The following is a 13,764-nucleotide window of genomic DNA, read 5'->3' on the forward strand; positions in this document are numbered from 1 at the left end:
CTCCGCGCAAAAAAGCGCCGGCAGGTCTCCCCGCCGGCGCTTCCGATATAATCAGCTTACGGCTTATTTCTTCATCCGGCCCTTCACCTGGGCGCGATACTTGTCGCCATAGGGCGGGCGCATCATGGCCAGAAGTTCGCTCTTGGTCTGGGTGTAGATCGCCTTCTTGTGGCTGAATTCGAGGAAGCCCTCCCGGCCATGATAGGAGCCCATGCCCGACGGCCCGATGCCGCCGAAGGGCAGCTCTTCCTGCGCCACATGGAAGATCACATCATTCACGGTCACACCGCCCGACGTGGTGTTGTTCAGCACAAAGCTCTTCTCGCTCTCGTCCTCACCGAAATAATAGAGGCCCAGCGGACGGTCATGCTTGTTGATATAGGCCACCGCGTCCTTGGCATCGCCATAGGATTTGATCGGCAGGATCGGCCCAAAAATCTCATCCTGCATAACCCGCATGTCATCGGTCGGGTCCACGATGATTGTCGGCGGGATCTTGTGGTGGGGCTGCTGGGAGAAGTTCTCGCCCTTGGGGTTGATCTCGATCACCTGGGCGCCCTTGGCGCGGGCATCTTCGACATAGCCGTTGATCCGGTCATAATGGCGCTGATTGACGATCGAGGTGTAGTCGTCATTGTCCTTGAGGCCGGAGGCATACATCGTCTCCACCGCCTTGGTCGCGGCCATCACGAAGTCCTGCGTCTTCTCCTTCGGCACGAAGGCATAGTCCGGGGCCAGACAGATCTGACCCGCATTCAGCGTCTTGCCGGCCATGATCCGGTTGGCCGCCTTCTGAAGATCGGCCGAGCGGCCGAGAATCACCGGGCTCTTGCCGCCCAGTTCCAGCGTCAGCGGCACCAGATTGTCAGCCGCCGCCCGCATCACATGCTTGGCTACCGAGGTCGCCCCCGTGAAGAGGATGTGATCGAAGGCGAGCTTCGTAAACTCCGCCCCCACATCCGGCCCGCCGGTGACGACGACGCATTCCTCGGACGTATAATATTTCGCGATCAGCTCTTTCATCAGCTCCGAAGTCGCCTCGGTGAATTCGGACGGCTTGATCATGCAGCGGTTGCCGGCGGCAAACACGCCCGCCAGCGGCGTGAAGGTCAGGTTCACCGGGAAGTTCCACGGGCTGATCACGCCGATCACGCCCTTGGGCTGGAACTGCAGCTCCGCCTTTGAGCCCAACAGCCCCAGCGGAAACTCCACCTTGCGCTTCTCCGGCTTCACCCATTTGGCCACATGCGCCTTGGCATGTTTCAGCGCGCCGATGGAGCCGGCAATGTCGGTCAGGTTAGACTGATCCTTGGAGCGGTGGCCGAAATCAGCCGCCATCGCATCGTTCAGCGCGGCGCCATGCGTGGCCAGAAGATCAATGGACTTGTCGAGCCATTCGATCCGTTTCTGCACCGACGGAATCCCGTCCCGCAGATGCGCGGCCTTCTGTTTCGCGAGCAGTGCATTCATGCCGGAAGCCGGCGCGGCGTCGAGGGCCATGTGTTGATATCTCCCAATCCCTTGTGTTCGTTGAACAGTGTAGCGCCTGTTCAGCGTTTCCCCAAGAGGCATCGAAAACCGCTTACCCGGCGTGAGGCGTTCACGGACGCAAAGCTTGCCTCTAGAACCTTGCCAACAAGACCGGATTTACAGAGGGAGACGCCAATGGCGACGTACGAAAAGATTTCCTATGAGCGCAATGGCGACACCGCGATCATCGCCTTCAACGATGACAAGACGCTGAATGCCTGCGGCGTCGACACGGCCATCGAGCTGCTGCACGCCTTTGAAGTGGCCGCCAATGAAGCCCGCTGCACCATCTTCACCGGCAAGGGCCGCGGCTTCTGCTCGGGCGCCAATCTCGGCGGCATGGGCTCTGGCCCCGAAATCGCCTACCCCGGTTCCAAACCCGACGCAGGCAAGGCGCTGGACGCTTTCTACAATCCGCTGGTCACCGCCATTCGCGAACACCCCCATCCGGTCATCACGGCGGTCAATGGTGCCGCCGCTGGCGTCGGCTGCGCGCTCGGTCTGATGGGCGACCTCGTGATCGCTGGCAAGAGCGCCTACTTCCTCCAGGCCTTCCGCCGCATCGGCCTTGTGCCCGATGGCGGCTCCACCTGGCTGCTCGCCCGCACCATCGGCCGCGTCCGCGCCATGGAAATGGCCCTCCTCGGCGAGAAAGTCTCCGCCGATCAGGCGCTGAGCTGGGGTCTCGTCAACCGGGTCGTCGATGACGCCGAACTGCTGCCGACGGCGCTGGACTTTGCCGGCAAGCTCGCCGCCGGCCCGACGGTGGCCCTCGCCCTCACCCGCAAGATCATCTGGGACGCCAGCGAGGCAGACTTCGGCGCCGCCCTGCACAATGAGCGTGTTGCCCAGCGCACGGCTGGCCGCACGGACGACTTCAAGGAAGGCGTCAGCGCCTTCCTCCAGAAGCGCCCTGCGGAGTTCAAAGGCAAGTAACCTTTGATTGCTTAAATTAAATCTGTTGCACCTTAAGGATTATGCAACCTTGTCCCCATAGGGTTCGCGAAAAATCGAACCTCTTGGGGACGAGATAAGATGGATTTCAGGCTGTTACACTTCAATTGCGTGCGCCCGCTCGGGTCGTTCACGCTTGAAAACCCTTATGTCGTGACCTTCCTGTCCATTCTGCCGCGCATCTTTGCAGATGCCGATCAGTTTGAAGGCCTGCACTATCACGAACACGGCCTGCGCTGCCCGGATCAGAGCTGGCGGACGTACAAGGACGCCTTCCCCTACCCCGATGACTGGCGCTCGCCTGAAGTCTCGACCATGGCCGTCTGGCGCTCGCTCGAAGACCTGAAAGCCTTTACCTATAATGGCCGCACCCACCCGCCGGGCATGCGCCGCCTTGGTCAGGAGATCGACCGCAGCGACGGCCCCGGCTTCGTCATGTGGTGGGCCCGCAAGGGCGAGCGCTTCACCCTGGAAGACGGCTTTCAGCGCCTGCAGCATCTGCGCCGCCACGGATCGTCCGACCACGCATTTTCCCTGGATCAGCCCGCCCTGCGCCCAGCCGTCGCCTGAGCTTACGCCGGTTTCGGCTTGCGCTTCTTCGGCGGGCTCTTGGCCTTTGCTGCCCGCGCCGCGCTCAGCGCCCGGCGCGCCCAGAGGGCGGCCTCATCCGGATCATCCATCGCTGAAGACGGCAGGCTGACATAGCCAAGGTCTATCGGCCTGGCATCGCTTGAGCGCAGATAGAGAAAAGGCGCGCCCCCTTCCGCCGACAGATCATCCCGCAGGGCCGGATCTACCTTCAGGAAGATCTGGTCATCGGCGAGAAGCGCGAACATCACGCCATCCTGATAGACGCCTGCCCCGCCGAACATACGCCGGATGTTGACCGGTCCAACGCCGGAAAACAGTTCCAGCACGAATTCGTGAAACGGGTCGGGCGGCTTCGGCATCCTCAGCCTCCGGAAGCGGCGCCGATCACCTTGCCCGGCAGGCCGATCCGGTAGACGCCCTTGAAGGTCTCGGGGTCCACCGGCTTGCCCTTCCGGTAGATCGCGATCACGCCATCTTTCGCAAGGCGCACAGCCTCGGCGCGCACATCCGGCAGCAGCTTCTGCCACCGGTCTGCGCTCACCGCCTTGGCCGCATCTTCCGGCGCAATCGTTCCGCCCACGCCGCGTTCGGCCGTCAGCTCAAGGATGGCTTCCCGAACAGGGTTTTTTGCTTCCTCGCTCACCAGTCGATCGCCGCATAGACAAGTTGCTGAAGCTGCATCCGCATCGGATAGGTCGATGACGGCATCAGCTGGGTGGCCTGGACCGCGATCAGCTCCTCTTCCGGATCGATCCAGAAGAAGGTGGAGGCAAGGCCGCCCCAGCTGAATGTGCCATCGCTACCCGGCTGGCGGGTCTGCACGATATCGGTGACAACCGATCCGCCCAGCCCGAAGCCTACGCCTTCGGCCATCACCTCGGTGAATGCCGAGCGCCCCATGCCGCGCATGGTCTGCCCGCCGGGCAGATGGTTCTGGCGCATGAACTCCCACGTCTTGGGACTGATGATCCGCGCGCCGTCCAGCGTACCCCCGCGCAGCAGCATCAGGGCAAAGCGGTGATAATCCCGCACCGTGGAAGCAAGCCCGCCGCCACCATTCAGCTGAACCGGGCGCTTGGCATAGAGTTTCGAGGCCGCGCCGCCGGGATCAGCCAGCGTGGTTTCGCCGGTCTTGGCGTCTTTCTGATAGCAGGCCATCAGCCGGCCGATCTTGTCTTCCGGCACCCAGAAATCGGTATCGTTCATCTGCAGCGGACCAAAAATCCGCTCCCGGAAGAACACGTCCAGCTCTTGCCCGGTGATGATCTCCACAATCGCGCCGAGCACATCGATCGAATGGCTGTAGCGCCATTCGGTTCCCGGTGAGAAGGCCAGCGGCAGGCCCGCCATTTGGCGCGCCATTTCCTGCAGCGTCTGCTTGTGATTGCCAACCTTTTCGCGGCGGTAGATCTCGTCGCTTTCATCCTGCATCAGGAAGCCATAGGTGAGGCCCGCCGTGTGCGTGATCAGATCAAGGATCGTCATCTCGCGGTCTGGATCCTTCAGCTTCGGCGCCGCCGCCGTGCCGCCCGCCCAGACCTTCACATCCTTGTATTCAGGAATGTACCGGCTGACGGGATGTTCGAGGCGCAGCCTGCCCTCCTCGAACAGCATCATGATGGCCAGCGTGGTGACCGGTTTGGTCATCGAATAGATGCGGAAGATCGTCTCGGAATTGATCGGCTGGCTGCCGCCCATCTCGGTCGCGCCGATATAGCTTTCATGGGCAATCTCGCCCCCGCGCGACACCAGCGTAGCCATGCAGGGGATCTTGCCGCTGTCGATATAGTTCTTCTGGAAGAAGTCCGGAATCGCGTCCAGACGCTCCGCATTCAAACCAACTTCACTTGGATCAGTCAGATCATGTTCAAACATCAGAGGCTCCCCGCTTTGGCCGCGCGGGCCAGTTCACGCGCGATGATTATCTGTTGAATCTGGCTGGTGCCTTCATAGAGGCGGAAGATGCGCACATCGCGGTAGAACCGCTCGATGCCGTAATCGGCCACATAGCCTGCCCCGCCGAAAATCTGCACGGCGCGGTCGGCCACGCGGCCGCAGGCCTCGGTGGCAAAAAGCTTCGTGCACGAAGCAAGCATGGTGATGTCCTCGCCCGCGTCGCGGCGGCGCGCGGCGTCCAGGATCATGCATTCGGCGGCATAGGTTTCTGCCTGGCTGTCAGCGATCAGGGCCTGCAGCATCTGATGCTCGAAGATCGGCTTGCCGAACTGGCGGCGCTCGAGGGCGTAATTGACCATCTCGCGGATCAGGCGTTTGGAAACGCCGGTCGCCACGGCCGAGATGTGCAGCCGGCCTTTATCCAGCACACTCATGGCCACCTTGAAGCCCTCGCCTTCCTTGGCGATCATGTTGGCGGCGGGCACGCGGGCGTTCTCGAAGATCACGTCGCAGATATGGGCGCCCTGCTGGCCCATCTTCTTCTCCGGCTTGCCAACCGAGAGGCCGGGCGTGCCGCGCTCCACGATGAAGGCAGAAACCCCCTTCGCGCCGGGCTCGTCCTGATTTGTCCGTGCCATGACGGTGAAGAGATCGGCCTTGTTGGCGTTGGTGATATAGCGCTTGGTGCCATTGAGGATGTAATAGTCCCCATCCCGCACGGCTTTGGTCTTCAGGCCGGCCGCGTCAGAGCCGGCTTCGGGCTCAGTCAGGGCGAAAGAGGCGATCAGGTCGCCCGAGGCGATGCCGGGGAGCCATTTCTGCTTCTGCTCAGGGGTGCCGAAAAGGACGAGAGCCTGGCTGCCGATGCCGATATTGGTGCCGGCAACGGAACGGAAGGCTGGCGAAGTCTGGCCGAGTTCCATGGCGACCAGGCATTCGGTTTCCATGTCGAGATCGAGCCCGCCGAACTCCTCCGGTACGGCAACGCCGAACAGGCCAAGCTCCTTCATGGCGTCAACCACATGCTGAGGCACTGCGTCTTCTTCTGAGACCTGGGCCTCCACGGGCACGCAGGTTTCGGTCACAAAGCGGCGCACCTGCTCGATCAGGGCGGCGCGGGTTTCAGCATCAAAGGCCATGGGTTTCTTCTCCCGTCATTTCTCTTCGGCGCGCACTCTATGCCCCAATGCGGCGCTTGTCGAAGGGGCGCATGACGGTAAGGTGCCGCAGTCAAAAAAGAGATGGAGCCCCATGTCCACAACGATTGTCGAGAGCGGTGAGTTTGCAGGCTGGACTACATGGGCCGAGGAGCCCTTCGAGCATGAAACGGCCGGCCCGTTCTATTTCCGGGTCGATGAGAAAGGCCCGGTCGCCGCGTTCCGGGTGGCGCGCAAGCATATGAATGCCGGGGGCGTGGTGCATGGCGGCTGCCTGATGACCTTTGCCGACTTTGCCCTGTTCGCGATTGGCCATGAGGCCATGGAAGGCTCTTACGGGGTCACGGTGGCGTTTACCGCCGAATTCATCGACGGGGCACTGGAAGGAGAACGGCTGGAGGCGCGTGGGGACACGCTGCGCAAAGGCGGGTCTCTCAGCTTTGTGCGCGGACTGGTGACAGGCCAGGATGGCCGGCCAGTGCTGAACTTTTCGGGCACTATCAAGAAGCGGAGGAAACAGGCATGAGCCGGATTGGCGCTCTGCTGGCAGGACTTGTGCTGCTGATCTCGCCGGCGACCGCTGCGGCCCAGGACCTGTTTGCTGGCATCCCCGATCTTGCCGATCACGGCGTTGTCGATGGATGGCGGGCCGGAAAGATCGACAGCGACGATATCTGGCTGGGACAGGCCTGCGTCCTTTACAAGACACTCACCAAGGACCCCAGCCCTATTTATGTCACCTACAGGTTCGAGCCGGGTGAGGAGGAGACGGCGGTTGTCTTCGCCGTGCCCCGGGCTGAGTCCGTGCCTGATCCTGATGAGATTGACTGGGGTTACCTTGAACCCACCGATCTCATCTATGCCCTCAACGGCACCGATGCCCGCAGGGCGCCCGGCCATGTGGGCTGGGAGTATATCGACGCCAATTCGGTCTATGTGACCCTGTCGATGGACGCGGATCGGGCGATGGTGGACCAGATCGCCGCCGCTGACTGGGTTGGGATCGCCGTAGACGGCGCCGCCGAAGGGATGCGGTTCGATACCGGCAAAGCCACAGGGGCGGTGGCCTGGGCCCGCCAATGCCTGGCGGGATTCAACTAACCAGCAGGATCAATACGGGGAGGATGGCCGGCCAGTGCGGACCTCCTCCGGAAACATAACGAAACGGAGGAAACAGACATGCGAGAGCAGCCACCCTATCAGGAATTATCCAGAAGCATCAAAGGCAAGACGGCGCTGATCACCGGCGCGGCCAGCGGCATGGGGCGGGCGACGGCCCACCTCTTTGCCCGTGAGGGCGCGAATGTGGCGGTGACCGACCTGCGCCAGGAAAACGTCGACAAGGTCGTCAATGAAATCAAGGCAGCCGGCTTCGATCATGTGAAAGGCTGGGCCCTGGATGTGGGCGATGGCGCCGCGATCAAGCGGGTGGTGGATGAGGCGGCGGCGCATTTTGGCGGGATGGATATCCTCGTCAACAATGCAGGGTTCGCCATCCCCGGCCAGGTTGGAGAGGAAAGCTATGAGGACAGCTGGGGCCCCTCGATCAACGTCATGCTGACCTCGCACCAGCGGGCGATCCGGGCGGCCCTGCCCTATATGCGCAAGAATGGCTGGGGGCGGATTGTGAACATCGCGTCCACCGAAGGGCTGGGGGCAACGCCGGGCAATTCCCCTTACGTGGCGGCCAAGCATGGCGTGATCGGCCTGACGCGCGGCCTGGCGGTGGATCTGGGCCGGGAAGGCATCACGGTCAACTGCATCTGCCCGGGCCCGATCATCACCGGGATCACCGCCGGAATCTCCGATGAACACAAGGAGATATATGCCAAACGCCGGGTGCCGCTGCGCCGGTATGGCATCCCCGAAGAGGTGGCGCACATGACGCTTTCCCTCGTGTTGCCGGCGGCGAGCTTCCTCAACGGTGTCCACATTCCGGTGGATGGCGGACTGACGATCAAGAACGCCTGACCCCGCGCCCAACCGGTGTCATCCCGTGTCAAAACGCGGACACGGGATGACATCCAGCGGACAAATCCGGACATTTCCGGACAGTCCCGGACAGATCAGGGACGCGCCAGGACAGGCAGGATCATCGCGCGGGCATTCTCTCTCTGCGCGGCGCAGAGCGTCAGATATTCCTTCGTTTCGCCCAACGCGCGTTCATGCCCGGCAAGGTCGCGGCTGCCGGCGGCAAAGAGGGCTTCCAGATCCGGGATCATCGCAGGGTCGCAGAAGGCCCGTGCCAGGCGCGGCGTGTTGCGGCGCAGCTGGGAAGGCACCCGGGCCGTGAAGCCGGGGAAGTCTCCGGTGAGGCGGGCCCAGGTCCTGTCGCGGTGGGCCGGATTGTTCATCAGGCTCTGGGCGAGGGAGAAGGTGACCTGCTGGCTGATGCCGCCCTCATAGATGAGATCGAGCGCGCGGGCAGCATCATCCGGCGAAGCGGCGCTGCCGAGGCTGTCGGCAGCGGCCTGGAGAAAGACGGCATCGTCCAGGCGGGTGATGGCGGCGAGCACCTTGTCTAACATCGCCGTGCCCCCCTCCTCCAGCGCGGCGCGCAGGGCGTAGGTGTAGAGGTCGCTGGAGAGCTCGCCCGTGCCTGAGAGGAACGCATCGGCCTCGGCGACAAGGGCGGCGCGGGCCTCAGGCTCGTGCAGGGAGGCGGCCCGGAAACCGCGCAGGCGCATCCCGGCTTCCAGCTCGGACGGGTCATCCCGCCGGGCGAGCGCGGCAGACGCGCGGGCCTTTGCCGGCTCTGCCTCTTCGCCAAGCTGGGCCAGAAGCGCGTCCCAGGCGTTCAGCGCAAAGATCAGCACTGTGCCATGTGGATGGGCGAGGCTGGCTTCGAGAAGGCCGAGATACTCCGCCCCGCCCATCGATCCGGCATTGAAGGCGGCCTGGGCGCTGTCGATGGAGACCAGAGCCTCGCGCGGCTCAAGCGCGGCGAAATCATCCGTCAGGGCGCGCCAATATTCCGCTGGCAGATCAAACCGGTAATAGCCTGCCCCCTTGGCATTGGGCACGACGACTTCCGGGCAGATGGCGCCGCGCACATCCACCGTGCGCTGGGGCGCGCTGAGCAGCGTGCAGACTTCGCCCGTATTGGCGCCATCCTTCCAGGCGGCGCAGACCGGAATGTTCCACAGGCCGCCGGGGGTAATTTCCGAACCGATGGGACGATAACGTGTCTGGCTGAACTCTATCTTGGCAGACGTGCCGCTGCAGATCGGCTGGGCCGAGACGAGCGGCACACCAGGCTGGGTGACGAAGCTTTCGAAGACAGTGCCGATGGCGCGCTGGCCGCTGGCCTTGCCGATGGCGGAATAGAAGCGCGCGCTGTCGGCCTCACCATCTGCATACTGCGCAATGTATCGCCCGAGCGCCGGGCGCAAGACATCCGGGCCGAAATAGGTGTCGATCATCCGGATGACCGACTGGCCCTTGGAATAGGTGATCGCGTCATAGGCATTGCGCACATCTTCATTGCGGCTGATCGGCTCTGCCACGGCGCGCACGCCTTGCAGGCTGTCGAGCGACATGGCGCGGATACCATCGACCACGGCGGCCAGATCATGATTGCCCTGGGGCTCCATGATTTCCAGCACGGCGGTTTCACTCCAGGTGGCGAAGGCTTCCTTCAGCCAGAGATCATCCCACCAGGGCGGCGTGACCAGATTGCCAAACCACATATGGGCAATCTCATGCGCATGGATTTCCTTGACGCTGCGCAGGAGGGACGGCCCGGTATTGGGGCCGACAAGAATGCGGCCTTCGCGATAGGTGATGGCGGCGGCCAGCTCTGTTGCGCCCGAGGGCCATTGCGGGGCGGCGATGATATCGAGCTTTTCATAGGGGTAAGGCTGGCCCAGCATTTCCTCAAAGACGCGCATCATTTCCGGCGTCAGGTCCAGCGCGAAGGCAAGCTCCTCCCCCTTCCCGGCGCGGGCATAGCCCGTGAGCGGAATTTCCGTGCGCCGCACATCATTTGGCGGGAGCGGGGCGCGATCGACCTTGTCGAAATTGCCGACGGCGGTGGAGAGCAGATAGGTGGAGAGCGGACGGGTGGGCGCGAAGGTGATGGTTTCAAAGCCGGGCTGAGCCGGCGCGCGGGAGACCTCCGGCGTGTTGGCGATGGCGTGCATGCCTTCGGGCACGGTGATTGCCACTTCAAAGGGCGCCTTCAGGCCCGGCTCGTCAAAGCCCGGCAGGAAGCGGCGCGCCTGAATGCTTTCGGACTTGGCAAGGGCATACCAGTTGCCTTGGGATTCGACGCGGAAGAGACCGGCCAGGCCCGTATCGAAGGCGGCGGTATAGTCGATCGCCAGCGTGACGCGGCGCGCTTGCAGACGGCGGGGAAAACCGACCCAGACGACGCCGGTATCGAGGACTTCCGCCCAGCTCGCCTCGACCGTTTCGCCCCCGGCCGTGGCCGTGACGCGGGAGACGGCAAGATCATCGCCGTGCAGCCAGATGCCATTGGTGGCGGCGGCGAGCTCTACATCGATCTCGACATAGCCGGAGAAATGGGTTTCGCGCGGATCGAGATCGAGAGCGACGCGGTAGGCCTTGGGCCGGGCCATGGCCGGCAGGCGGCCCGCCGGGGCCACGCGCGCCAGGGCGGCTTCGTCCACAGGCTGGACCGGGACTGTCCAGGCAGAGCGCTGGGCACAGGCCCCCAGAAGGCAGACGCCCGCCGCAATCGCCACCATCAGAAACCGCATGAATACTCCCCGGCTGCCCGTATTCTTCTGAATACCGCATCAGGCGCGGGAGGGAACCCTTGATCGATGGTTTAAGGGGGATTGGGACCTGCAGGTTTTTTTTAGGTTCGGGCTCGCGACGAGCCTCCCAAGGGGGCGCTGGGGACGGGTCAGGATCAGCCGGAACTGACCCTGCCGGCTTTTCCGAAGTATCATTGGGTCGTCGCCCTCGGTGCGCGCCGCGCATCTGAGGGCCTATCTCCGGGCCGAGAGGCGCGCGCCTGGGGATGTGGCGGGAGATAGGCACTCAGACGGGCTGCGCCCGTCGAATGTGACGAGGACGAGAGCGAACGGGTTGGATTTCGCGCAGCACGCTTGGCCGGACGCAGCTTGGGCTGGCCGGGGGATGGGGCTGAGTTCGGGGGGATTGTGGGGGCTAGGAGGTGTCGGGGCGCGCAGTGAGGGCGCAGGCCCGGTTCATTCCTTCTGGCGGCGTTTGCAGGCCAAACGTTTTCCTCGAAGCCCCCGTTAGCACGGGGGCAGAAAAGAAGCCGCGCTTTAGGGAGAAGGCCAGCCGGGATCGCTGAGGACCAGCTTGGATCACCCCACGCCTTGCGTTTGGGCTGTGCTGGTCTGTAGGCGGAAGGGTTGGGCCTCTGGTCGCCGAGATATTCGACGCGCACCCTGCCCCACCAGCTGATGCGGATGAGCGCGCCTCTGCGGCCAGCGGCCTGCAGGTGTTTTGCGGCGATCCGCATCTGCCAGATGAACACCCACCAGAAGAACGGATGCATGAGCCCGGAATACTCCGCGAGCGCTGGTTCCTTGCTGAGGCAGGCGATACTCATCATGGGACGGAGCATACGACCGACGCGCCAGTAGGCGTTGCGTGCCCGCTCTCCCAGAGGGAGAGGGGTTGGGACTTCGCGGCGAGCGGAACACCAAACTTCTAGACGAGATACCGCGCGAGGGTTTCGGCAAGGCGGGGGATGTCGCTGGCGTGGAGGCCGGCGATGTTGATGCGGCCGGAGGATGGCATGTAGATGCCATCGGCTTCGCGTGCCTTGGCGGTGTCCTCTGCCGAGATCGGCAGCTGCGAGAACATGCCGTTCTGCGTCTTGAGGGCGGCGAGCAGGTTTGAGCCGGTATGGCTGACCAGGGCATCGGAGAGCGCCGTGCGCAGGGAGATCATCCGGGTGCGCATCGCCGCCAGCTCGGCTTCCCATTCGGCGCGCAGATCCGGATCATCCAGCACTGCGGCGACGATGCCCGCGCCATGGGCGGGCGGCATGGACCAGGTGGCGCGGCCCATATCGGCAACATGGGTGGTGGCCGCCGCGATGCCTTCGGCGTCCTTGCCGATGGCGAGGAAGCAGCCGGTACGCTCCCGGTAAAGGCCGAAATTCTTCGAGCAGGAATAGGAGACAAGCGCTTCGCCGGCCTCCTCGATGAAGGCGCGCACGCCGTCCATGTCCTTGTCGAGGCCGGAGGCGAAGCCGTGATAGGCGACATCCAGAAGCGCGATGACGCGCTTCTCGCGGCAGAGCCTGCCCAGCGCACGCCAATCGTCCGTTGACGGATCGATACCGGTGGGGTTGTGGCAGGGACCCTGCAGGATAATGCCGTCGCCGGGCTCGGCGGTGGAGAGGTCTGCCAGCGCGCCGAGCTTGTAGAAGGCGCCGTCGCGGGCATAGGCATAATCCTTGACCTCAAGGCCGAGGGATTTGACGACGTTGGGATGGTTGGGCCAGGTGGGCTTGGACACCCAGACGCGGCGGGTGCCCATGCGGCGCATCAGGCCGACGCCGAGGAACAGCGCGCCGCAGCCGCCGGGGGCGGTGAAAGACAGGACGCGGTTTTCCTTCAGCGCCGGATGATCGGCGCCGAACACGAACTTCTCGATATGGGCGCAGAAATCGGTGTTACCGCGCGGGCCCTCATAGACCTTGGTGGTCTGGGCGGCGAGGAGCTTGGCCTCGGCCTTGCGCACAGCGGAAAGGATCGGGGTTTCGCCATGCTCGTCCTTGTAGACGCCGACGCCGAGATCGAACTTCTCCGAGCGCTCATCGGCGCGGTAGGCGGTCATCAGGCCCAGGAGGGCGTCGGGCGGGAGCGTGGAGAGCGGCGAGAAATGCGACATGAGGAGGGCCTTCCCTTTTCTTTCGCGCTGACCCGTATCGGCTTTCCGCCGCATAATAAACCCCGCCCGCTGGCATCTGCGCGCGAGGATTATGCAGAATGCTTCAGGCCGCGCACGATCGCTTCGAAGCCGGCGAAGAGTTCTTCGCGGGTGACATCCCGGTAGCTGGAGGCAAGGGCAAAGCCCGCGCCATTGAGGGCCGACTGGAGCAGGACAGCAGCCGGGCGGATGCGGTCTTCCGGGACGAGGCCCTGGCTGGCGAGATAGGCGGCGCCGCGCGTCATGTTGTTCATGCCGAGCTGGAAATCGAGCTCATGCCAGCGGGCCATGCCGAGGACCGAGGGGCCGTCGATCAGGACGATCGACTGGTAATCGGGCCGCATGGCCCAGTCGAGATAGACCCGGCACCCGGCCAGAAAGGCCGCGTAGGGGTCTGTTTTCGAGCGGGCGGCCGCGGCAGCGTCACGCGCGGCGGCGTCCATTTCCAGCTGCAGCGCGGTCCAGACCTCGAGGAAAATGTCTTCCTTACTGCTAAAATAGTGAAACAGCGCGCCCTTGGTCGTGCCTGCAGCCGCGACGATGGCGGCGATACTGGTCGCCGCAAAGCCTTGATTTGTAAACAATTCCCTGGCCGCGCGCAGCAAGGCTTCACGCGTTTCGGCCGCCTGTTCTTTTGTGCGTTTCGGCATCCCCACACCTCTTGCGTCTCACCATACCAGTGGTATGTAAAAAGGGTAACCTTTTTTGGTTGCGGGTCTTACGGGGCCCACGCTGCTCACTTGATACACTGCAGGCT

General features: G+C 63.6%; 13 protein-coding genes. 5 read left to right on the forward strand and 8 right to left on the reverse strand.

Annotation, left to right across the window (positions count from 1 at the left end; translation table 11 throughout):
- Positions 1-63: 63 nt before the first annotated feature.
- On the reverse strand, positions 64-1,500 hold the full coding sequence (locus HPO_RS10770; protein ID WP_035598291.1) for a coniferyl aldehyde dehydrogenase: 1,437 nt from the start codon (positions 1,498-1,500) through the stop codon (positions 64-66).
- 165 nt (positions 1,501-1,665) lie between these two features.
- On the opposite strand from HPO_RS10770, the gene HPO_RS10775 reads away from it, so the two are divergent.
- Both HPO_RS10775 and HPO_RS10780 read left to right on the forward strand, forming a co-directional pair.
- Complete coding sequence (locus HPO_RS10775; protein ID WP_035598292.1) at positions 1,666-2,466, forward strand: enoyl-CoA hydratase/isomerase; 801 nt, start codon at positions 1,666-1,668, stop codon at positions 2,464-2,466.
- A gap of 99 nt (positions 2,467-2,565) precedes the next feature.
- The gene (locus tag HPO_RS10780; protein ID WP_035598295.1) at positions 2,566-3,054 is read left to right on the forward strand and encodes a DUF3291 domain-containing protein; all 489 of its coding nucleotides are present in this window, start codon (positions 2,566-2,568) and stop codon (positions 3,052-3,054) included.
- A 2-nt stretch (positions 3,055-3,056) separates the two neighbouring features.
- On the opposite strand, the gene HPO_RS10785 is transcribed toward HPO_RS10780, so the two are convergent.
- From HPO_RS10785 to HPO_RS10800, 4 genes are read right to left on the reverse strand one after another with little or no spacing between them, the layout of a single operon-like run.
- Positions 3,057-3,434 carry a TfoX/Sxy family protein gene (locus HPO_RS10785; protein ID WP_035598298.1) on the reverse strand — a complete coding sequence of 126 codons (378 nt, stop codon included), beginning with the start codon at positions 3,432-3,434 and terminating at the stop codon, positions 3,057-3,059.
- Between the two features lie 2 nt (positions 3,435-3,436).
- On the reverse strand, positions 3,437-3,718 hold the full coding sequence (locus HPO_RS10790; RefSeq protein WP_035598301.1) for a DUF3253 domain-containing protein: 282 nt from the start codon (positions 3,716-3,718) through the stop codon (positions 3,437-3,439).
- A complete protein-coding gene (locus HPO_RS10795; RefSeq protein ID WP_035598305.1) occupies positions 3,715-4,950 on the reverse strand; it encodes a serine hydrolase domain-containing protein in 1,236 nt (411 codons plus the stop codon). The genes HPO_RS10790 and HPO_RS10795 overlap by 4 nt, the downstream gene beginning before the upstream one ends.
- On the reverse strand, positions 4,950-6,110 hold the full coding sequence (locus tag HPO_RS10800; protein WP_035598308.1) for an acyl-CoA dehydrogenase family protein: 1,161 nt from the start codon (positions 6,108-6,110) through the stop codon (positions 4,950-4,952). The genes HPO_RS10795 and HPO_RS10800 overlap by 1 nt, the downstream gene beginning before the upstream one ends.
- Before the next feature lie 112 nt (positions 6,111-6,222).
- Here HPO_RS10800 and HPO_RS10805 point away from each other — a divergent pair, with 112 nt between their 5' ends.
- The 3 genes from HPO_RS10805 (at position 6,223) to HPO_RS10815 (ending at position 8,099) form a co-directional block, all read left to right on the forward strand.
- Positions 6,223-6,654, forward strand: coding sequence for a PaaI family thioesterase (locus HPO_RS10805; RefSeq protein WP_035598311.1), 432 nt, complete (start codon positions 6,223-6,225; stop codon positions 6,652-6,654).
- The gene (locus tag HPO_RS10810; protein WP_035598315.1) at positions 6,651-7,229 is read left to right on the forward strand and encodes a hypothetical protein; all 579 of its coding nucleotides are present in this window, start codon (positions 6,651-6,653) and stop codon (positions 7,227-7,229) included. The genes HPO_RS10805 and HPO_RS10810 overlap by 4 nt, the downstream gene beginning before the upstream one ends.
- 78 nt (positions 7,230-7,307) lie before the next feature.
- Positions 7,308-8,099, forward strand: a complete 792-nt coding sequence (locus tag HPO_RS10815) for an SDR family NAD(P)-dependent oxidoreductase (protein WP_035598317.1) — start codon at positions 7,308-7,310, stop codon at positions 8,097-8,099.
- A gap of 95 nt (positions 8,100-8,194) precedes the next feature.
- Here HPO_RS10815 and HPO_RS10820 read toward each other — a convergent pair whose 3' ends face one another.
- The 3 genes from HPO_RS10820 to HPO_RS10830 form a co-directional block, all read right to left on the reverse strand.
- Positions 8,195-10,849 carry a M1 family metallopeptidase gene (locus HPO_RS10820; protein ID WP_051612528.1) on the reverse strand — a complete coding sequence of 885 codons (2,655 nt, stop codon included), beginning with the start codon at positions 10,847-10,849 and terminating at the stop codon, positions 8,195-8,197.
- A 928-nt stretch (positions 10,850-11,777) separates the two neighbouring features.
- Positions 11,778-12,968 (reverse strand): amino acid aminotransferase, encoded by a 1,191-nt coding sequence (locus tag HPO_RS10825; RefSeq protein ID WP_035598477.1) that lies wholly within the window; start codon positions 12,966-12,968, stop codon positions 11,778-11,780.
- An 89-nt stretch (positions 12,969-13,057) separates the two neighbouring features.
- Complete coding sequence (locus tag HPO_RS10830) at positions 13,058-13,657, reverse strand: TetR/AcrR family transcriptional regulator (RefSeq protein ID WP_051612529.1); 600 nt, start codon at positions 13,655-13,657, stop codon at positions 13,058-13,060.
- Between the last annotated feature and the right edge of the window lie 107 nt (positions 13,658-13,764).

It is taken from the genome of Hyphomonas polymorpha PS728, from assembly GCF_000685315.1.
GTDB classification, from domain to species: domain Bacteria; phylum Pseudomonadota; class Alphaproteobacteria; order Caulobacterales; family Hyphomonadaceae; genus Hyphomonas; species Hyphomonas polymorpha.

Coding starts and splice junctions, on each gene's coding strand:
- HPO_RS10795 (WP_035598305.1), bottom strand. CDS start 4,950: ATGTTTGAACATGATCTGACTGATCCAAGTGAAGTTGGTTTGAATGCG.
- HPO_RS10820 (WP_051612528.1), bottom strand. CDS start 10,849: ATGCGGTTTCTGATGGTGGCGATTGCGGCGGGCGTCTGCCTTCTGGGG.
- HPO_RS10770 (WP_035598291.1), bottom strand. CDS start 1,500: ATGGCCCTCGACGCCGCGCCGGCTTCCGGCATGAATGCACTGCTCGCG.
- HPO_RS10815 (WP_035598317.1), top strand. CDS start 7,308: ATGCGAGAGCAGCCACCCTATCAGGAATTATCCAGAAGCATCAAAGGC.
- HPO_RS10825 (WP_035598477.1), bottom strand. CDS start 12,968: ATGTCGCATTTCTCGCCGCTCTCCACGCTCCCGCCCGACGCCCTCCTG.
- HPO_RS10800 (WP_035598308.1), bottom strand. CDS start 6,110: ATGGCCTTTGATGCTGAAACCCGCGCCGCCCTGATCGAGCAGGTGCGC.
- HPO_RS10785 (WP_035598298.1), bottom strand. CDS start 3,434: ATGCCGAAGCCGCCCGACCCGTTTCACGAATTCGTGCTGGAACTGTTT.
- HPO_RS10780 (WP_035598295.1), top strand. CDS start 2,566: ATGGATTTCAGGCTGTTACACTTCAATTGCGTGCGCCCGCTCGGGTCG.
- HPO_RS10805 (WP_035598311.1), top strand. CDS start 6,223: ATGTCCACAACGATTGTCGAGAGCGGTGAGTTTGCAGGCTGGACTACA.
- HPO_RS10830 (WP_051612529.1), bottom strand. CDS start 13,657: ATGCCGAAACGCACAAAAGAACAGGCGGCCGAAACGCGTGAAGCCTTG.
- HPO_RS10775 (WP_035598292.1), top strand. CDS start 1,666: ATGGCGACGTACGAAAAGATTTCCTATGAGCGCAATGGCGACACCGCG.
- HPO_RS10810 (WP_035598315.1), top strand. CDS start 6,651: ATGAGCCGGATTGGCGCTCTGCTGGCAGGACTTGTGCTGCTGATCTCG.